General features: G+C 35.5%; 17 protein-coding genes. 12 read left to right on the plus strand and 5 right to left on the minus strand.

The features are described from left to right. Positions 1-39 precede the first annotated feature (39 nt). The 4 genes from G6O73_RS01020 (at position 40) to icd (ending at position 6,218) form a co-directional block, all read left to right on the plus strand. A complete protein-coding gene (locus G6O73_RS01020; RefSeq protein ID WP_057884818.1) occupies positions 40-948 on the plus strand; it encodes a Gfo/Idh/MocA family protein in 909 nt (302 codons plus the stop codon). Positions 949-1,230: 282 nt separating this feature from the next. Further along, entirely contained in the window at positions 1,231-3,834 is a 2,604-nt protein-coding gene (acnA, locus tag G6O73_RS01025) for an aconitate hydratase AcnA (protein WP_057884819.1), read from the plus strand. Between the two features lie 22 nt (positions 3,835-3,856). Then, positions 3,857-4,957 carry a citrate/2-methylcitrate synthase gene (locus G6O73_RS01030; protein WP_057884820.1) on the plus strand — a complete coding sequence of 367 codons (1,101 nt, stop codon included), beginning with the start codon at positions 3,857-3,859 and terminating at the stop codon, positions 4,955-4,957. Next, the gene (gene icd / locus G6O73_RS01035) at positions 4,950-6,218 is read left to right on the plus strand and encodes an NADP-dependent isocitrate dehydrogenase (protein ID WP_057884821.1); all 1,269 of its coding nucleotides are present in this window, start codon (positions 4,950-4,952) and stop codon (positions 6,216-6,218) included. The genes G6O73_RS01030 and icd overlap by 8 nt, the downstream gene beginning before the upstream one ends. Before the next feature lie 142 nt (positions 6,219-6,360). Here the strand turns inward: icd and G6O73_RS01040 are convergent, their stop codons facing one another. The 4 genes from G6O73_RS01040 to G6O73_RS01055 form a co-directional block, all read right to left on the minus strand. Next, a complete protein-coding gene (locus tag G6O73_RS01040) occupies positions 6,361-7,194 on the minus strand; it encodes a YitT family protein (protein ID WP_057884822.1) in 834 nt (277 codons plus the stop codon). A gap of 90 nt (positions 7,195-7,284) precedes the next feature. After that, complete coding sequence (locus G6O73_RS01045; protein ID WP_057884823.1) at positions 7,285-10,146, minus strand: YfhO family protein; 2,862 nt, start codon at positions 10,144-10,146, stop codon at positions 7,285-7,287. An 84-nt stretch (positions 10,147-10,230) separates the two neighbouring features. Further along, positions 10,231-11,163, minus strand: a complete 933-nt coding sequence (locus G6O73_RS01050) for a glycosyltransferase family 2 protein (RefSeq protein ID WP_057884824.1) — start codon at positions 11,161-11,163, stop codon at positions 10,231-10,233. Between the two features lie 24 nt (positions 11,164-11,187). Then, positions 11,188-11,649: a flavodoxin gene (locus tag G6O73_RS01055; protein WP_057884825.1), complete on the minus strand. Its 462-nt coding sequence runs from the start codon at positions 11,647-11,649 to the stop codon at positions 11,188-11,190. Positions 11,650-11,796: 147 nt separating this feature from the next. Between G6O73_RS01055 and map the strand changes: the two genes are divergently transcribed. The 4 genes from map to G6O73_RS01075 all read left to right on the plus strand — a co-directional run bounded on the left by map (position 11,797) and on the right by G6O73_RS01075 (position 15,180). Beyond that, a complete protein-coding gene (gene map, locus G6O73_RS01060; protein ID WP_057884826.1) occupies positions 11,797-12,588 on the plus strand; it encodes a type I methionyl aminopeptidase in 792 nt (263 codons plus the stop codon). A gap of 102 nt (positions 12,589-12,690) precedes the next feature. Further along, positions 12,691-13,563, plus strand: coding sequence for a UTP--glucose-1-phosphate uridylyltransferase GalU (gene galU / locus G6O73_RS01065; protein WP_057884827.1), 873 nt, complete (start codon positions 12,691-12,693; stop codon positions 13,561-13,563). 154 nt (positions 13,564-13,717) lie between these two features. Further along, the gene (locus G6O73_RS01070; RefSeq protein ID WP_057884828.1) at positions 13,718-14,245 is read left to right on the plus strand and encodes a LysM peptidoglycan-binding domain-containing protein; all 528 of its coding nucleotides are present in this window, start codon (positions 13,718-13,720) and stop codon (positions 14,243-14,245) included. A 74-nt stretch (positions 14,246-14,319) separates the two neighbouring features. Next, entirely contained in the window at positions 14,320-15,180 is an 861-nt protein-coding gene (locus tag G6O73_RS01075) for a YihY/virulence factor BrkB family protein (protein WP_224288671.1), read from the plus strand. A 2-nt stretch (positions 15,181-15,182) separates the two neighbouring features. Here G6O73_RS01075 and recX read toward each other — a convergent pair whose 3' ends face one another. Then, positions 15,183-15,980 (minus strand): recombination regulator RecX, encoded by a 798-nt coding sequence (gene recX / locus G6O73_RS01080; protein ID WP_057884829.1) that lies wholly within the window; start codon positions 15,978-15,980, stop codon positions 15,183-15,185. Positions 15,981-16,043: 63 nt separating this feature from the next. Between recX and rlmD the strand changes: the two genes are divergently transcribed. The 4 genes from rlmD to tagD all read left to right on the plus strand — a co-directional run bounded on the left by rlmD (position 16,044) and on the right by tagD (position 19,945). Then, entirely contained in the window at positions 16,044-17,432 is a 1,389-nt protein-coding gene (gene rlmD, locus G6O73_RS01085; protein ID WP_057884830.1) for a 23S rRNA (uracil(1939)-C(5))-methyltransferase RlmD, read from the plus strand. Positions 17,433-17,557: 125 nt separating this feature from the next. Next, positions 17,558-18,106 (plus strand): nucleoside tri-diphosphate phosphatase, encoded by a 549-nt coding sequence (gene ntdP, locus G6O73_RS01090; protein ID WP_057884831.1) that lies wholly within the window; start codon positions 17,558-17,560, stop codon positions 18,104-18,106. A 247-nt stretch (positions 18,107-18,353) separates the two neighbouring features. Next, positions 18,354-19,469, plus strand: coding sequence for an AI-2E family transporter (locus G6O73_RS01095; RefSeq protein ID WP_057884832.1), 1,116 nt, complete (start codon positions 18,354-18,356; stop codon positions 19,467-19,469). Between the two features lie 86 nt (positions 19,470-19,555). After that, positions 19,556-19,945 carry a glycerol-3-phosphate cytidylyltransferase gene (tagD, locus tag G6O73_RS01100; RefSeq protein WP_057884833.1) on the plus strand — a complete coding sequence of 130 codons (390 nt, stop codon included), beginning with the start codon at positions 19,556-19,558 and terminating at the stop codon, positions 19,943-19,945. Positions 19,946-20,001 lie beyond the last annotated feature (56 nt).

The raw sequence follows: 20,001 nt of genomic DNA on the forward strand, positions 1-20,001 counted from the left end.
TCAACAAGCTTGTTAAAACGGTTGAGAGGGAGCTGTTAAATGAAATTCGGTGTTATAGGTGTTGAAGAACAAGCGTTAAAATTGTTTTTGCCGTTATATTTTGAAAATCGTAATCAAGGCGAATTCCTGTTTGTGGTTAACAAACCAGAAATAAAAGAAAAGTTAATGCAGCAATATCAAATTAGTTGCCCGTATCAGAGTTTGGATCAATTGATTGCTAACGGAATTGATGCTTGTTTTATTCATGGTTCCTCCGCAGAACAATTGAAATTGGCTGAGCACTGTTTACAGAAAGGGATTCATGTCTTTATTGATCGGCCAGTTGGAGAATCATTAACAGAGATAAAAAATTTACAAAAGTTGGCGCTAGATAACCGCCGAATTTTTATGTTAGGTTTTAATCGCCGATTTGCACCAATGGTTGATCGTTTGAAGGAAGTTCCTAATAAACGACTATTAAATGTTCAAAAGAACTTGATGAACTTTAAACGACCTGTGGGTGATATGATAAATGAAATGTTCATTCATCTGCTTGATACGGCAGTATACCTAATTGATGAGCCAATTCAAAATGTTACAAGTCAAATCAAAGCCAACGAGGGCTATTTAACAACAGCCGTTATGCAATTAGAAACAGAACATACGACAGCCTGGATTGCTTTGGATGCTCAGGCTGGTGCTGAGAACGAACAAATTCAGTTAACTAGTGGTTCTGGTTATGGTAATTTAAAGAATTTGCAGCAATTAGAATTAGAAACGGGAACGACCAAAAGAATTTGGACACCAGAAAAATGGGCGACACCATTAGCTGTTTATGGCTTTTCACAAATGGTAACGGCTTTTATACAAGCTGTTCGCTCGCAAACCTCAACAAAACTCAAACAAAAAAATATCTGTTTAAGTCATCGACTATGTACTGAGATGTGGCAAAAGTATCAGCAACGATAAAATCATTTGATCCAGATAAGAACTTGACAAATTTTAGGAGAAAAACTGGGAAATTTTCCCAGTTTTTTTGTTAGATTTACAAATTAAAAAAAGTCTTGAAATATTTGTTTTATAAAAATGTAATCGGTTCCTTAATTGCTTTATAAGAGATTATTTAAGTTTGGGTTATGAAAGCACGAAAAATTTAGCGAATTAACGTTGGATGTAAGTTATCTCTAATTAGTTCTGTGTTAGAATGATTAAAAATTATCTTAGAAAGTATTAAGGAATGGAGGATTTAGCATGACAGACACTTTTCGTAAAGAGTTCACTTTAGCTGGACAGCAATATTATTACTATGATATTGCTGCTTATTTAAGTTCAATAGCAGTTCAGATTGAAACACTTCCGTACTCCATTAGAGTTTTGTTGGAACTAACTTTACGTCAGAGTTTTAAAAAACCGGCTTTAAGAAAGTATCTAACAGTTTTCCGAGCTTGGGATGAACATCATAGTAACGATATTCCATACAAGCCAGAAAGAGTTATTTTACAAGATTTTACTGGGGTACCAGCACTTGTTGATTTAGCAGCAATGCGTGAGGAAGTTCAAAAGCGTGGTGGTGATCCGACTGTGATTAATCCTGATGTGCCAGTTCATTTAGTAATTGATCATTCGGTTCAGGTTGATATGGCTGGGAATGAAGCGGCACTTGAATATAATATTAAGCAGGAATTTAAACGAAATCAAGAAAGGTATTCTTTCTTAAAATGGGCGCAGGCAAGTTTTGAAAATTTGACAGTAATTCCACCAGATACAGGAATTATTCATCAAGTTAATTTGGAATATCTTTCACCAGTTGTTCGTCAATCTGAAGCTGCCAAGCCCTTAGTTTTTCCTGATACACTGGTCGGAACTGATTCGCATACGACAATGATCAATGCTTTAGGTGTTTTGGGTTGGGGTGTTGGTGGAATTGAAGCGGAAGCAAGTATGTTAGGTCAAGAATCATACTTCCCAATGCCCGAAGTAGTTGGTGTTTATTTGATAGGACAATTACCAGCCACGGCTACGGCAACTGATTTGGCGTTGACTTTGACGCATCTTTTGCGGGAACGAAAAGTAGTTGGAAAGTTTGTTGAATTTTATGGTCCAGGCTTAAAAGCCTTACCATTAGCTAACCGGGCAACTATTGCTAATATGGCACCGGAGTATGGGGCAACTTGCGGCTATTTTCCGATAGACCAGCGAACTATAGAATATTTGCGGTTAACGGATCGCTCGGAAGATCAAATTAAATTAGTTGAGAAATATGCCAAAATAAATCATTTATGGTATCAAGAAAATGAAGATCAAAACAAGCATTATTCTGAAATGGTTGAATTAGATCTGAGGACGGTTACCAGCAGTGTTGCTGGTCCTAAACGACCACAAGATTTAGTTGAGCTATCGAAATTACCACGAAATTTTAAAAAGTACACTCAATTGTCAGACTGTAAAGTAGAATCAGCTGGACAGTCATTTAATTTACAACCAGGTTCTTTAGGAATTGCTGCCATTACGAGTTGTACCAATACCTCTAATCCAGAGATTTTAATTACAGCGGGATTGCTGGCAAAAAATGCTGTCGCTGCTGGTTTAAGTGTACCCGCTTATGTTAAGACTTCCTTTGCACCAGGATCAAGAGTTGTGGCAGCTTATTTGCAGGCAGCTGATTTACAAGACGCACTGAATCAATTGGGATTTAACATTGTTGGGTACGGTTGCACGACTTGTATTGGTAATTCCGGTAAGCTGCAGCCGGGAGTTCAAGAAATAGTCAGTCAGACCAATTACCCGTTGGCAGCAATTGAAAGTGGCAATCGAAATTTTGAGGGTCGGGTTAATCCCTTAATCAAGGATACCTACTTAGCTTCACCACCTCTAGTGATTGCTTATGCTTTAGCAGGAACACTTAATATTGATCTTTTACATCAACCTTTAGGAAAAAATCAGCAAGGACAAGATGTTTTTTTGAGTGATTTATGGCCTTCGGCGTCTGAAATCAGTGAGGTTATTCATCAATATGTTAAACCGCGACTTTTTTCAAAAAATTATCAAAATATTTTCAGCCAAAATGCAGCTTGGAATGCCTTGCCAATTACCAAATCGGTGACATATCCATGGAATGAAAAATCAACTTATTTAGCATCGCCGCCTTTATTTCATCAGCGGACTGCTAATCTAGTCAATTTGCGACTTTTAGCCAAGTTGGGTGATTCAATTACAACTGATCATATTTCACCAGCCGGTTTTATTGGACAAACGACACCAGCTGGCAAGTATTTGCAAGCTCAAGGTGTTAGAATTGAAGATTTTAATTCTTACGGCTCACGACGTGGAAACCATGAAGTGATGATGCGTGGGACCTTGGCTAATATTCGATTACAAAATCAATTAACTCCTAAATTACAAGGTGGTTATACTAAGTCATGGTTGACTGGAAAGGAAACTACCATTTATGAGGCTGCAATGGATTATCAACGAGATGGTATAGGTACGATTATCTTAGCTGGCAAAGACTACGGAATGGGTTCTTCACGCGACTGGGCAGCCAAAGGAGTTGAATTGTTAGGTGTTAGGGCCGTGATAGCTGAAAGCTTTGAACGAATTCATCGATCTAATTTAGTAATGATGGGGGTATTACCGTTACAATTTTTAACAGGAGACACAGCTGAAAAATTAGGTCTAATCGGTAACGAAACATTCAAAATTGTTTTAAATGGTAAAACAGCAAATGTTTCAGCCAGTTCACCAGAGCACCAAATTAATTTTACAGCCCAAGTTAGATTTGATGCTCCAATTGATGCTGAATATTTTAAAGCTAGCGGAATTTTGCCCTATGTAATTAGTGAAAAAATGAAATAATTAAAGTAAGGAGAAATGTTTAATGGTAAAAAACCATGGGTTAGCTGGAATTGTTGTTGATGAAACCAAGATTAGTTCAACAAAAAATGCGCATTTAATTTATGTAGGTTATCCAATTGAAGAAATTGCACAAGCTTCATTTGAAGAAGTTGTCTTTTTGCTGTGGTACAAGCATTTGCCTAAGCAAACAGAATTAGTTGCTTTTCGACAGGATTTAGTTAATAAAATGGTTTTACCAGCCGAAACAATTCGACTTTTATTATATATTGCTAAAGAACCGCAACATCCAATGAGCATTTTACGAACCACAACCTCTTTACTGGGCACGACAAACGACGTTGAACATGACGAACCACCAAAAATCCTAGCAAAAATGTTGACGGCAATTGCAGCAATTATTCGAATTCGTGATAATGAACCATTAATGGAAATTGATCCAGATTTGGGAGTGGTTGAAAACTTTTTGTTGATGATGACTGGGAAAAAACCAAGCAAACGTTTAGCAAAAATGTTTTCAACTGTCATGATTTTGCATGCTGATCACGAATTTAATGCTTCAACTTTTACAGCTAGAGTGGCAGCCTCGACCTTGACAGATTATTATTCCTGTTTAACAGCAGCAGTTTGCGCTTTAAAAGGACCATTACATGGCGGAGCAAATGAAAGAGTGTTCGAAATGCTGGAGACGATTCAGCAACAACAAATCGATCCATTAAAGTATCTGCAAGACCAATTAAAAGCCAAACGAAAAATAATGGGATTTGGTCATCGAATATACAAGGATGGGGACCCACGAGCTAGAATTTTAAAACAGATTGCAGCTGAATTGGCTCAAACAACAGATAATCAAGTTTACTATCAACTACAAATTAAAATTGCAGATTATATGTTTGCGAGATTTAATTTGCATCCCAATGTCGATTATTACACAGCCTTAATTTATCATTGCATCGGTTTGGAAAAAGAAACCTTTACGATGATTTTCGCAGCATGCCGAACTGTTGGATGGCTGGCTCATATCATGGAACAACGGCAAGAAGGTAGTTTAATTCGTCCAAGTTCAGTATATATTGGACCGACTGGAAGACATTATTTAAGAAAAGTGGGTGATCATAATGAATAAACCGGAAAATGTGACTCTTGCGGGCGGGAAACTGCAAGTACCAGCTTTTCCAATTATTCCATTTATTGCTGGTGATGGAATTGGTCCTGAGATTTGGTTAGCTGCAAAAAAAGTTTTTGACCAAGCAGTAACGAAAGTTTACGGGAATTCTAGAAAAGTAATTTGGCAAGAATTATTGGCGGGAGAAGTTGCTTTTAAAGAAACAGGACATTGGTTACCTGAAAAAACTATTAACAGCTTAAAACAGCATTTAGTAGCAATTAAAGGGCCATTGACAACTCCAATCGGTCAAGGACATCGTTCATTAAATGTAGCACTTCGACAGGAACTAGACCTATTCGCCTGTGTTCGACCAGTGGCTTATTTTCCTGGAGTGCCCTCACCGGTAAAATTCCCTGAAAAAGTAGCAATGACAGTTTTTCGTGAAAACACGGAGGATATTTATGCTGGGATTGATTTCGCAGCAGGAACAACAGGAGCCACTGAACTGTTAGAACTATTGACACAACAGCATCAATTAGCAAAAGTCCGTTTTCCAAAAAGTTCAGCTTTTGCTATTAAACCAGTTTCAAAAGAGGGTTCCATTAGACTGGTAAAAGCAGCGATTCAGTACGCAATTGATTATCATTTACCACGAGTTACTTTGGTTCACAAAGGAAATATCATGAAGCAAACAGAGGGTAGTTTTAAAAAATGGGGCTACCAAGCAGCAGCATTTTTTGGCAACCAAGTTTTTACGAGTGAAGAATTTGCAAAAATTAAACTCAAAAAGGGGTTAGCAGCGGCCAACGAGGCGCAAACGGAAGCAATTAAGGAGAAAAAAATCTTTGTGAATGATCTGATTGCTGATAATTTTTTCCAACAATCTTTGTTGCATCCCGAAAAGTTTTCGGTAATTGCTACGTTAAATTTGAATGGTGATTATATTTCTGATGCATTAGCTGCTCAAGTGGGTGGAATTGGGATTTCTCCAGGCGCAAATATTAATTATCAAAGCAGACAGGCGATTTTTGAAGCAACTCATGGAACTGCTCCAGAGTTTGCGGGGAAAAATAAACTTAACCCAACCTCGCTGATTCTTTCTGGTGTGATGATGTTTGAGTATCTAGGATGGCAACCAGTAGCTGATTTAATTAGGTCGGTAGTAAAACAAGCGTTGTTTAAACAACATGTTACTATTGACTTTGCGCGACAACTACCAACAGCGGTTGAGTTATCAACCAGTGATTTTGCAGATTATTTAGTAACGTTAATGCAGTAAATGAATTTGGAGTTGTTTATTTTATTTGTAAAAATTAGTTGAAAATTCACACAAAAAAAAACGAAATCAAACAAGAAACACTCAGTAATAATAAATCTGGTTATTATTACTGAGTTTCTTAAAACGATTTCGCTTTTTTGATTTACCATCGGCCACCGTGGACTTTAACAACATTGGAAGTAATGATAAAGACGTTAGGATCAATTTGATGAATCTGTTTGATTAGCGGACCATAGTTTTGGTTATCGGTAACTAGTAACAAAATATCTTTGTTTTTTCCGCTATAACCGCCTTCCGCGTGATAAATTGTTAAACTTTGTTGCTGACTAAGCAGCATTTGTTTGATTTCTGGGAGCTTTGTTTCACTGACGATTTGCAATTGGTATTTGTGATCCAAGCCAGTTTCGATATATCGCATGACTAAAGATGTAATAATCAAAGAGAAGCTGGCAAGAACAAACGAATTAAAACCAGCAACTGGAATATTAAATAAAGTTACGCCAAGATCAATTAGTAACAGCGAAATTGCTGGATTAACATGAAAATACTTTTTAATAATCATCGGCGGGACAGTTGTTCCCCCACTAGAGGCATTAATGCGATACAAAATGGCAATTCCAGCAGCAAAAATAGTTCCACCAGCAATTGCGGCTAGCAAAGAATCATTGACAACTTTAAAGCTGGGATTTAGATAAAGCAGTAAAGGTAAGATAAAACTGCCAGCCAAAATTTTTTGCAAAATTTGTTTGTTTAAGAAAAAGTATGCCAAAATAATCATTAGGATATTAATTAATAACACAGTAAATGCCCGATTTACACCCCAGACTTCATCAATGATGATCGCGATCCCAGTAGCTCCTCCAGCTGCGACATTGATGGGTGCGTAGAAGAAATTAATTGAAATAGTAATTAATTCTAGGCCCGCTAATAATAAAAGGGTTTGTCCCCAAAATCTCTTTCCTAGGCGGGTAATCATAAATGACCTCCTTTAATTTCTAATTGTAAATTGATTTTAACAATAAAAAATTTTTTTAGCAAAAAATAAGTTTGAACAGTTTAATTGGAGTTAGTTGTTATTTTGAAAGAAACGTTTTTTCCAAATAAATTTGAACAGTGAGATTGTTAGCAGCAAAATAAAACTTATACCACTTAACCTGGCTGCAAATTTTAAGCCTGGGGTATGATAATCTAAGATAACGTGGTGGTTACCAGCACTTAGATACAATCCGACAAAAGCTTGGTTGGTTTTTAAAACTTTGACTGGTTTGCCATCAACTTTAGCTGTCCAACCAGTAGAGTAAGGGATTGATGAAGTCAAAATTCCATTTTTGCTAGTTGTAATTTTTCCAGTTACTTGATTGGTTTTGAATTTCAAATCCTTAAGTCGTTGTTTTTGTAGTTGCTGAACTTGTTTCGAATAACTGTGATTAATTTCGACAGCTACGATTTTTAATTTGAAATGATAATAACCTAATTTTGAAAGATTTAATGATAAAGTTTTTGGAAGATTATTTTCAAAATACCCAAGATTCAAGACACCACCAGTGACAGTTTTATAAAATGATAATTGATCTTGCTGAGGTTGAAACAGACTCTCATCGCTCAAGGAAGAGCTAACAGTCAATTTGAAGCTGTTATCAGGTGTGCCTTGTAAAATATGATAACGAAGGTAACGATAATATTCTAACTGATTGTTATTTGACAAAAGACCTTCATCAGCGGCAGTTTGCTGGTGGATTTCTTCAAGCTTTAGTTGTTGGCTAAGTTTTAATTGCTGATATTTTAAATCAGAAATTTCAACATGCAGTTCAACGTTTTTTAATGACTGTGTGGGATCTAAGATGAGACGGTATGTTTCAGCACTATCAAATTTAGTAATTTTATGTGAATCAAGCAAATTTCCTCGACTAGAAATTAATTGATATTTGATTGTTTGTTGTTTTTTAGGAGTTACCCGAGCTGAACGGAGACCATAACTTTTAGTTGTTTGGACGCCTTTTACAAGGGCTTGTTCTTTTTGGGTAGCGGACAACTGCTGATAAACTTTTGCACTAAAAACTTTATTTTGCCAATAAATCAAGGGAAAAGCATTTTTGGTCGTATAACGTTCAGTTTGGTTACTCAATTGATTACTTTGATTAGCATCAGGTATTTGATTTGAAACCCGATCAAGCTGATAACCAGCCGGAACTTTTTGACTGTTTGTTTGATTTTTTTTGACAAACAGATATTTAACACCTAAAAAATTATTTAAAATTGATCGATCATCAACTTGACCTAAGGGAATATTAGCTTCATATTGGTTAATTCCTAAAGATTCTGCCCAATTGCCTAAATATTTATTCTGGAGTGAATAATATGAACTAATGGAATTGAGCTTGCTAGGAACAGCGTTATACATATGAACACCATTACCGAGATAATAATTTTGACTAATTGTTGAGACACGATAGCCCTTGCCAGTTAAATTTTGATCCAAACCAGCATAACGTTTTTTGACTAATTTCTGGAAACCGCCAGAAGGTAGCATTTCATTGGAATAACCACCATTATAAGGGGCTTCAAAATAAACCGCATTAGCGACTACATTTAATAAAATTGCTCCAACGAAAACTAATTTTGTTAGCCGAATGGGAATTTTGTGGTGAACAGCTGCCACTAGTAAAAAATAGCTTAAAAAGAGAAAAATTAGTGGAATAAATAGTCGTTCATTATTTTGAAAATAATAACTGCCAGCTAACCACGTACTATAAAATATTAAGCTCCAACTAAAAAGTTTAAGAACTTTGGACGTGATTCGTGTAACTTGTTCAATTGTAATTGCTACAGACAATGCTATTGGCAAGCAAAGCATTAATGTCCAGCGATTGGAAGGAGACAAAAACCCGTTTAAACTAGCTCCAGCAGCTGGAAGTAATAAAAATATTCCTCCTAAAAGCAAACTGCTAACAATTACTGGATAATGACGAGCATGACTAAAAATAAAAACAATCGCAAAAAAAGCAAAACTTGCAAACCCCAATGCACTCCAAAAGTAGAAATCACGATTTCCTCCATTGATTAGTTGAGATGGTAACGCAATGTAGTAGTAGAGTGGATAAAGCTTTAAACCGTTGGCAAAGGGGCCATTGCCGCGAGTAGAGTTTTGGACAGCGATAACTTCAGGCAGCCAGACAACAGCTGTTACTAATAAACTGATTACACTGCTATATGCTAATTTAACTAAGGTTTTCCCAACAGAAATTTTTTTACGATAATTGAAACAATAACGCAGGCAAAGAAAAATAAAGCTGCCGATTCCTAAGATATAGGCAAAATAAAAATTATTAAACAACATCCAGCTGAACATTAAAATTAAGGGCCAGCAAGCTCCTCCTTGGAGGACTTTTTCAATTGCTAAAAGTAATAAGGGAAAAATAATGAAAGGCAAAGTGAAAAAGGGTTGAGCAACATTAGAGTAAAGAAGAAAAGCATTAAAAATGTAGACTAACGTGCCACCTAAAATAGCTGGTCGGTGCAATTTAAAATGATTAGCAAAAAAGCAAAATGCTAATCCTGCACAATATAGGCGTAAAATAATTAGAAATTGATATGCGGCTACAATTTTATTGGCCGGAAAAAGTAAAATTAAGTAGTTAAAAATATCGCCGATTGTATAATATGCGAAAATTTGATATAAATCACTACCCAGACCCATTTTCCAAGTCCATTGTTGCAAAGGACTAAAAGGATGTTGGAAACGATAAATTAAAAATTTTCGATACGTTTGTAATAATGGTAAATGCTGTTGGGCACCATCAAGCCGCCAAATTAAAGAATGGCCAGTTAAAAAATAAGTTCCATAAACAAAGACGGCCGCTAAGCAAAAAATTAAACTATAGTATATGTATAATTTTAAATTTTTTTCTTTTTTGAAAAAGATGGGCAAAGAAAAAACCTCCTTACTTCAACTATATCATTGTAACTTAAAGCGACATAATTGCGAAGTAAGGAGCTAAAATTTATTATTATTTTATTTTTTTTCTTGAATTAAGTAAATTGGTCGGTGTTTGACTTCTAAAAAGATTTTGCCGATATATTTTCCAACAATTCCCAGACAAAAAAGTTGAATACCACCAACAAAAAGAATGAAGCAAACTAAAGAGGGCCAGCCAGCCGTTGGATCACCATATAATAATGCTCGCAAGATAATCCAAACAATTGCAATTCCGGATCCTAGACAGGAGATGAAACCAACAATTGCTGCAAGGTCAAGTGGAATTTCAGAAAAAGCGACGATTCCATCGATAGAATATTTAAAGAGGCTCCAGAAATTCCAACTAGTTTGGCCGGCTTGACGCTCAATATTCGTATACTCTAAATAAGTTGTTCGAAAACCAACCCAACTAAAAATCCCTTTGGAAAAACGATTGTATTCTTGGACTGATAAGATTGCATCAATCATTTGCCGATTCATCATGCGAAAGTCGCGGGCGCCATCGATAATCGGGGTATCAGAAATACGATTAATTAAACGATAAAATAGTTTGGCGAAGAATGATCTGATGGGAGGCTCATTTTTACGATTTGTTCGACGTGTACCCACACAATCATAATTGCCACTGCGAATTAGTTCCAGCATTTGTGGTAATAACTCAGGGGGGTCTTGCAAATCAACATCCATAACTACTACTAAATTTCCAGTTGCTTGCTGAAGACCACAAAAAAGTCCAGCTTCTTTTCCAAAATTGCGTGAAAAAGATGCATAATGAACATGTTGCGGATCAGACAGATTCAAATTTCGCAATTCGTTTAATGTATTATCACTTGATCCATCGTTAATAAACCAATATTCTAATTCAACTTGTTTAAGTTGTGGTTTGATTTTTTGTACAGTTTGATAAAAAAGTGGAATAGCCGCTTCCTCATTATAACAAGGTACAATTATTGACAGTTTGTCGGTCATTGTTGCACTCCTCTTCTAAAACGACTATGAATTTGATTTTTCGTAAGTAGAAATTAATTGGTCGGCAAAGGTAGTTAATTTTTGAATATCTTCTTCAGAGTCGGGTGCTAGATTGATTTTAACAGCGGGAGCACCTTGCACAGCACCTGCTTTTTCAAAGGCTTTGGCAAAATCATCAACGGCTGTGCAAAAATATTCGCCATAAAATGTGTCACCAGAACCTGCCACGCCAAAAATTTTACCTTTCAAATCTAATTCATTTAAATCATCATAAAAATCCATTCCCTCATCGGGCAAAGCTCCTTCGTCATAGGTGTATGGTGTGACGATACATAGGTCAACGTCTTCAAAATCGGCTGCGTCACATTGAGAAATTTCATCGGTTTCAACTTCGACACCTTTTTTTTCAAGTTCCTCGGCAATAATATCGGCTACATCTTCATTATTGCCGGTAATTGATGCAAAAACTACTTTTGCTTTAACCAAATTAAATCATCCTTCCTATAAAGCTTTCAATCAATTATAACAAAATAGTGTTTAAGTTGGTAAAAAAATTCGCCTAGAAGTAATCTGCGCGAACCTACAAATTATAGGTTATAATAATTACTGAATACTAATTGGAGGCAATAAAAAATGATTACACTTAAGTCACCACGAGAAATTGCAGAGATGGCAAAATCCGGAGCTATTTTAGCAGGCATGCATCAGGGCTTGCGAAATATTATCAAACCTGGGATTTCCAGCTGGGAAATTGAGGAATTTGCTCGTAAATATTATCGACAGCATGATGCGGTAGCTGCCCAAATTGGTTTTGAAGGTTATAAATATGCCACCTGTGTCAGTGTCAATGACGAAATTTGTCATGGATTTCCCCGAAAAAGTTTAATCTTAAAAAACGGTGATCTGGTCAAAGTCGATACGGTTGTTGATTACCACGGTGCTATGAGTGATTCATGTTGGAGTTATGCGGTCGGTACTCCGTCACCAGAAGTTGCTAAATTAATGGATGTAACTAAAAAGGCATTGTATTTAGGGATTGATCAGGCCAAGGTAGGCAAGCGGATAGGAGATATTGGAGCTGTTATCCAGCACTATACTGAGGATGAAAATGGTTATGGTGATGTCCGTGAATTCGTCGGACATGGTATTGGACCAACGATGCATGAAAGCCCAAATGTTCCTCATTATGGAGAAGCAGGCCATGGTTTACGCTTGCGAGCGGGGATGACAATCACAATTGAACCAATGATTAATATCGGTACTTGGAAGGCAGAAATGGATGATCCAAATGGATGGACTGCGCGAACCGCAGATGGTAGTTTATCATGTCAATATGAACACACCTTAGTAATTACTGACGATGGTCCAAAAATATTAACATCACAAGATGCCACTTTTGATCAGAAGTATTTGTTGAATTATTGATAAAATCTTAACAAAATGTTTTTAAAGATAACGTTTTTATTCAACTAAAAACCGTGATATAATAATCTTGTTCTGTTATGAAGTGATAAAGGAGTTTTTTTAATGAAAGTAAGAAAAGCAGTCATTCCGGCAGCTGGTCTTGGAACACGTTTTTTACCGGCTACAAAGGCTTTGGCTAAAGAAATGTTTCCAATTATCGATAAACCAACGATTCAATTTATCGTTGAAGAAGCAAGAAAATCAGGAATTGAAGATATTTTGGTAGTTACTGGTAAGGGGAAACGCTCAATTGAAGACCACTTTGATTCTGTTCCTGAATTGGAACAAAATTTAAAGGAAAAGGGCAAGACTGATTTATTAAAATTAGTTGAACAAACGACAGACATTAATTTGTACTTTATTCGTCAGCCTCATCCTAAAGGCCTTGGGGATGCTGTTTTAATGGCTAAGGATTTTGTTGGTAATGAACCATTTGTTGTTATGCTTGGCGATGACTTAATGCGTGATCGTGTACCGTTAACGAAACAATTAATTAATCGTTATGAACAAACACATGCTTCTACTTTAGCAGTTATGCGTGTCCCACATGATCAAGTTTATAAATATGGAGTTATTGATCCTGGTTCAGAAACTAGTCAGGGCTTGTATGATGTCAAAAAATTTGTTGAGAAGCCACCGGTTGCTAAAGCACCAAGTGATCTGGCGATTATTGGCCGCTACTTGCTGACACCAGAAATTTTTGGAATGCTAGAAACCCAAAAAGTTGGCGCCGGTAACGAAATTCAATTGACTGATGCAATTGATCGTTTAAATAAAATCCAACGAGTATTTGCCCATGAATTTAAGGGTGAGCGCTTTGATGTTGGCTATAAATTTGGTTTTCTTAAAACTTCAATTGAGTTTGGACTGGATCATCCAGAAGTTAAAGACGATTTGAAAGCATATATTAAAGAATTGGCAAAAAACTTGAAGTAATTATTGGGCTTTAAGTCGAGCTGTAGCAAAACTTTGATTTTGCTACAGCTTTTTGTTTTTGAAAATTTTCAATGACACAAATTTAGCTTGAAATAAAAGTGATAATATTCGATAATTATTATATAATTTTAAGTTGCTTTTTGGAGGGGAAAGTATGTCACGAAGAAGTAAACATCAAGTAAATAAAAAAGTTTGGTTTGGAATTTTATTGGTTGTAATACTATTAATTGTTGGTTTTATTGGTTTTCGCAGTCGAGTAGTTAACGCGAGAATTCAGAGCTTTTTTGGGGATAATCAAACGGCGCAAAAGATTGAGTATCAAAAACAAAGACAAACTGCTCAGAAAAAATATGGAAAGGTTAGTCAATCAAGTAATTCAAGTTCAACAAAAAAAACGCAGAAAAGTTACTCCTCAACAAACCGCACTGAAAAACATAGCAGTTCTAGTGCGATTACAAGCAGTTCAAAAAATGGTTCTTATCGCTACTATGTGGTAAAATCGGGTGATACATTATCCAGTATTGCAGCTAATTACGGGACGACAGCCACAGCCATTATGAATTTAAATGATTTGACTACAGGCACAATCTCAACAGGGACTACTTTGAAGCTTCCTGCTGCTGCCTCATCAACTGGAACAAATTCAACATACACGTCTTCAAATACAACCACAAATGAGTAAATTTAGCGTGGCTAATTGTTACGTGTTGGAGGTCGATTAGCCTGAAGAAGATAAGTCTTGACTTTTTTAGAGAGTTGTTCAAACAAATTTTAAAACGATTAACGGCGATCAATATTAACAATGCGGCGATTGTAATTGCTTATTATGCATTGCTAGCTATTTTCCCGACAATTATTTTGATTGGAAACTTATTACCGCTGCTCAACGTGAAGGCAGCAACAATTTTGACATATTTGGAGAATGCTGTTCCTAAAACAATTTACCATACTTTAAGCCCAATCATATTATCTTTCTTGGATCATGGCAGCGGTGGGTTAATTTCCATTAGTGCTCTAGTAGCATTATGGGCAGTTAGTCGAGGAATCAATTCTCTTAAATTAGCATTTAACACAGCGTATGGAGTTGAGAATATACAAAATGTTTTAATGACTAGACTATTTTCAATTGTGATTACGTTTTTATTATTAGCTTCATTAGCAATAATAATTATTCTTTTTAGTTTTGGACAGCTAGTATTAGATTATTTAACGCCAATTTTAAATATTTCTGAAAATTTAACTGGCTTGTTCATTCAAGTTAAATGGCCGGTAACTGTTTTGGGCTTGCTGTTTATCTTAGGTGCAATGTATTTCTTTTTACCGAATGCCAAAGTACATTTTTGGCTGATTATCCCCGGAACAATCCTTGCGACAATCAGCTGGATTTTGTTGGCTCAAGGATTTTCGATTTATGTTCGTTATTTTGCGCGCTCAGTTTTAAGTTATGGAACGTTGGGAACTTTTATTGTACTCTTATTTTGGCTTAACTATTCTGGTTGGGTTGTGATGTTAGGCGCAGTTTTAAATGCTACTTTAGAAGAAGTCGTTTATCATCAAATAATTCCACGCAAAAACCGTTTTAAGCGTTATTTAATAAAGAAAATTAAAGAAAAATAGGCTTAATTTTCAGTCATTTCTATTAAAGCTTGATCAATTTTTTCGAGCGGGAAGCCTTTACGAAATAAAAATTGCTTAGCTTTTTGTTTACGTTTGGCAACTGGTAATGAATTATATCTCTGCCAGGTTTTTGACAGAAGTTTTTGAAGTACTTGGGTTTCTTGTTCAGGATCTTCGTCAGGAGAAATCTTTACCAATGCAGCGTCTATCGAGGTGCTAGTAAATCCCTTGATCATTAGGCGTTGTTTAGTCTTAGTGATCTTTTCTTTAAAAGAGCAGTTTTGATAGTGAGTAAGATATTTTTCAACTAGTTTAACTAATAATTCTTGTTCATTTTGTAGATCATACTCGTTAAATGCTTTTTCAATTAGCTCGGGCGGAATTCTTTTCTCCTGTAGCTTTTTTTTAATTTCGTAAGGACCTTTACTTGCAGTTCTTTGCATTGTTTTTAAATAAGCTAACGCAAATTGATAATCGTTTAGTAGATTTTGTTGTTTAAGTTTACTAATCGTTGCAGAAATAATATCATCAGGGTAATCTTTACTACGTAATTTTTTCTTGACTTCTGCAGAACTACGCATGCGGTAAGTTAAATAGTTCAGACTTGCTTGATAAGCTTGATTTATTTGTTCATCATTTCTGATTTGTTCAAGAACTTTTTGAGAGATAGTCTGTCCTTTATGGAGCTGAAAGCTAATTAGGGTATCTTCACTAATACCGAAAGCAAATGTTTGATTAAGATATAAGTTAAACCGATGTGGCCTTTTCTGGGCTTCAATACTTGTAATTATTAATTTCAAGTCAGTCACTCCTTTATAATAAAATATAACATAAGAATAAAATTTAGGAACTAGGAGCAAAAAATGAATAATTTTAAGCAAAAGAAAATTTCGTCAGTTCAGTTGGAAGAAGGACAAAAAATTCCGCTAACAATTAAGCGTCTGGGAATTAATGGAGAAGGTATCGGCTACTTTAAACATAAGATTGTTTTTGTGACTGGAGCACTGCCTAATGAAGTTGTTGTTGCTAAGGTTACTAAAGTTTTGCCTAAATATGCAACCGCTGAGATTCATCGAATTCGTCGAACAAGTTCTGATCGTGTATCTCCACGAGATGTGTATCAGGTTGGTGGAATTGAATTGGAGCATTTAGCTTATCCACAGCAGTTGAATTTTAAGCGAGATTTGGTTAAGCAAGCGCTAGAAAAATATCGCCCACAGGGTTTTAAAAAATACCAAATTCTATCTACAGTTGGGATGAAAAATCCTTACTTCTATCGTAATAAAGCTCAATTTCAAGTTAGAGAGAAAGGTGGCAAAATAATTGCGGGGTTATACCGCCGTGGAACGCATGAAGTAATTGATTTACCCGATTTTAGCACGCAAGGATTATTAACCATGAAAGTTGTTCGGCAGGTTTGCCATTTGATTGAGAAGCTTGGTATCCCGGCCTATAATGAAAAAAATAATTCCGGAATTATTAAAACGCTAATTGTTCGTGAATCATTCAGTACGCGCCAAGTTCAATTAACGATTGTTACCAATTCAGCAAAATTAATTCACCAGACAGCCTTAATTCAAGAAATTCATCAAACATTACCGGAAGTAGTATCGATCTTTCAAAATGTTAATCCTGGTCGACAATCACTAGTCTGGGGAGAGAAAACAAAGATTCTGTTTGGTCAGGAGAAGATTACTGAACAACTTGGCACCAAAAAATATAATTTATCTGTTCGCGCTTTCTTTCAGCTAAATCCACAACAAACAGCTAAAATGTACCAAATCGTTGCGGATGCATTAGCTTTAAAACCAACGGATCATTTGTTAGATGCTTATTGCGGTGTTGGAACAATTGGAATTTTTTTAGCTGATCAGGTTAATTCAGTTCGGGGAATGGATACCATTCCTGAAGCAATTAATGATGCTAAAGAAAATGCTTCAATAAATAATTGTTCAAATACAGAATATGTTTGTGGAACGGCTGAAGATGTTTTGCCTTTATGGTTGCACCAAGGATTTCATCCTGATGCAGCGATTGTCGATCCCCCACGAGTTGGCTTGGATCAACGATTACTTGAAGCTTTACTGCAGTCAAAACCTCAGCGGTTGGTTTACATTTCATGTAACCCTTCAACCTTGGCACGTGATTTGGTTAAACTGGCGCGAATTTATCAAATTAATTATTTGCTGCCGGTGGATATGTTTCCTCAAACACCCAGAGCAGAAGTTGTAGTTAAACTAACTTTGAAATAAATGCCGTATTTTAGAAAATTAGCTTTTTATTCCAGATAGTTTTGGGCTTTTACTGCTATGTTTGGTATAATAAAAGAGATATCGGTGTAAGTTACACCTGTCTGTTTTAGAAAGCAGGTTTTTTTATGCGGCAGTCTAAGGAACCTAAGGAAGGTGATTTTATCACCATCAAAAGTTATAAACACGACGGAAGTTTACACCGAACTTGGCGTGATACAATGGTTTTGAAAACAAGTGAGAATGCTTTAATCGGTTGTAATGATCATACATTGGTTACTGAAGCTGATGGTCGTAGGTGGGTGACTCGAGAACCAGCACTTGTTTACTTTCATAAACACTATTGGTTTAATATTATCACTATGATTAGGGATAATGGCATTTCTTATTATTGCAACCTAGCATCACCAGCTGTTTTAGATCGTGAAGCACTTAAATATATCGATTATGATCTCGATGTCAAAGTATTTCCTAGTGGAGAAAAAAAACTACTGGATGTTGATGAATATCAGCTTCATGGAGCACAATGGCATTATTCAACAGAAATTGATCGAATATTGAAACATAATGTTTTGACTTTGGTTGATTGGATCGAACATAAAAAAGGTCCTTTTTCTCAAGAATATGTTGATATTTGGTATAGTCGCTATTTAGAATTATCACGTCAAGAGCAGTAAGTTGAACAAGGCTGTGTTTATAACGAGGCTGTGGTCACGTCGACGGTGACCGCAGTTTTTTAATTTGTCTTTAGACTTGGTTGGGCTTGTATACGCGCAATCTAAAAACCTACCTGCATTTTTGGTCAGAAGGATGTTATGTTAGTATAGTAGGAATGAATGAGACAATCTTCAAAAAATATCCAAGATCAAGCAGTACGATAGTCTACAGGTTTAACTTTTTCTTTGATAAATAAGAGGTAATCGAATGTTTAATAAAATGCAACGTTCAAAGTTATTATGGGTAACGCTAGAATTATTGTTAATAGCTACTTTAATTTTTGTTTGTAGTAAAATTGACTTTATTTTTAAGCCGATTGGAACATTTATTTCAACTTTATTTGCTCCAGTTTTGATTGCTGGTTTTTTGTATTATCTAGTGAATCCGATTGTAAAACTTTTAATGAAAGTAAAGGTAGGAAAGCATCGAATTTCTCGGACAGTAGCTGTTAGTATTGTATTCATTTTATTAATAGGAATTGTTGCCTTAATTGCGGCGATCGTAGTTCCTTTATTGATTAATGAAATTGGACAATTAATTAAGCAAATGCCACAATATATAGCTGGACTGCAAAAAATTGGCAATGATTATTACCAGCACTTAAGTCACGTTGAATGGGTAAAAAAACTAAAACTTACCAATTATACGACTAAAATTCAGAATAATTTTTTGAAAACTCTTGAGAGCTTTGCGGGTTCTTTAACCAATAGTTTAGGGGTAGTTATTGGAACAATAACTACCATTACGGTTACGATTATCACTATCCCATTTATTTTGTTTTATATGTTGAAAGATGGACAACAATTAATTCCTAATTTGCAAAAGATTTTTCCTTCGAGACATGAAAAGCAGGTTGCAGAATTAATGAAGAAATTAAATACTACACTTTCACGTTATATAGCTGGTCAAGTTATTGAATGTTTGTTTATTGCCACTTTTACGTCGATCGGTTATTGGATTATTGGATTGCCATATGCCTTTTTGTTAGGTGTAACGGCAGGAATGACAAATATTATTCCATATGTTGGACCTTATATTGGAATTTTTCCAGCATTGATTTTAGGCTTAACTTTTTCAACGGGAAAGGCATTGCTGGTAATCATTGTTTGCGTTATTGTGCAACAGGTTGATGGTAATTTAGTGTATCCGAATGTTATTGGCAAATCATTAGCAATTCACCCATTAACAATCATTATTTTATTACTAGTGGCTGGAAACTTAGCTGGAATTATTGGCATGATTTTGGCTGTACCGACCTATGCCGTTTTAAAAACCGTAGTAAAATATTTGATAGATTTATATCATTTACATCAAGCTGAATAACTATTGTCCAACTTGACGATGGAGAATTAGCGTGATAGCTTTATTGTATGTAATTAAAATTGATTAATCATAAAGGATAAATAAAAATGAAAACAGTTTTAACATATGGAACATTTGATTTATTGCATAAAGGACATGTTCGTTTACTCAAACGTGCTGCTGATTTAGGAGATAAATTAATTGTAGGATTGTCTAGTGATGAGTTTAATGCTTTGAAGGGAAAAAAGGCATATATGTCTTATGAGGATCGTAAATATGTTTTAGAAGCGATTAAATATGTTGATTTAGTTATACCAGAAAATAATTGGGAACAAAAAGTGAAAGATGTGTTAGAGTACAAAGTTGATGTTTTTGTTATGGGAGATGATTGGCAAGGCAAATTTGACTTTTTAAATGATTATTGTCAAGTTGTCTATTTGCCCAGAACAGAGGGTATTTCAACTACAAAAATTAAAAAAGATTTGGGTACGGATTAGTACTTTTGAGAAGCTTTGGACTCCTATACTACAAATGGCCAAAGCTTTTTTATGAT

This window comes from Liquorilactobacillus nagelii DSM 13675 (assembly GCF_019444005.1).
Taxonomy (GTDB): domain Bacteria; phylum Bacillota; class Bacilli; order Lactobacillales; family Lactobacillaceae; genus Liquorilactobacillus; species Liquorilactobacillus nagelii.

What these genes read in the sequence shown, in the direction of transcription:
- G6O73_RS01030 (WP_057884820.1), top strand. Translation starts at nt 3,857, where the DNA reads ATGGTAAAAAACCATGGGTTAGCTGGAATTGTTGTTGATGAAACCAAG.
- acnA (WP_057884819.1), top strand. Translation starts at nt 1,231, where the DNA reads ATGACAGACACTTTTCGTAAAGAGTTCACTTTAGCTGGACAGCAATAT.
- G6O73_RS01040 (WP_057884822.1), bottom strand. Translation starts at nt 7,194, where the DNA reads ATGATTACCCGCCTAGGAAAGAGATTTTGGGGACAAACCCTTTTATTA.
- galU (WP_057884827.1), top strand. Translation starts at nt 12,691, where the DNA reads ATGAAAGTAAGAAAAGCAGTCATTCCGGCAGCTGGTCTTGGAACACGT.
- rlmD (WP_057884830.1), top strand. Translation starts at nt 16,044, where the DNA reads ATGAATAATTTTAAGCAAAAGAAAATTTCGTCAGTTCAGTTGGAAGAA.
- G6O73_RS01095 (WP_057884832.1), top strand. Translation starts at nt 18,354, where the DNA reads ATGTTTAATAAAATGCAACGTTCAAAGTTATTATGGGTAACGCTAGAA.
- ntdP (WP_057884831.1), top strand. Translation starts at nt 17,558, where the DNA reads ATGCGGCAGTCTAAGGAACCTAAGGAAGGTGATTTTATCACCATCAAA.
- icd (WP_057884821.1), top strand. Translation starts at nt 4,950, where the DNA reads ATGAATAAACCGGAAAATGTGACTCTTGCGGGCGGGAAACTGCAAGTA.
- G6O73_RS01070 (WP_057884828.1), top strand. Translation starts at nt 13,718, where the DNA reads ATGTCACGAAGAAGTAAACATCAAGTAAATAAAAAAGTTTGGTTTGGA.
- G6O73_RS01020 (WP_057884818.1), top strand. Translation starts at nt 40, where the DNA reads ATGAAATTCGGTGTTATAGGTGTTGAAGAACAAGCGTTAAAATTGTTT.
- G6O73_RS01050 (WP_057884824.1), bottom strand. Translation starts at nt 11,163, where the DNA reads ATGACCGACAAACTGTCAATAATTGTACCTTGTTATAATGAGGAAGCG.
- map (WP_057884826.1), top strand. Translation starts at nt 11,797, where the DNA reads ATGATTACACTTAAGTCACCACGAGAAATTGCAGAGATGGCAAAATCC.
- tagD (WP_057884833.1), top strand. Translation starts at nt 19,556, where the DNA reads ATGAAAACAGTTTTAACATATGGAACATTTGATTTATTGCATAAAGGA.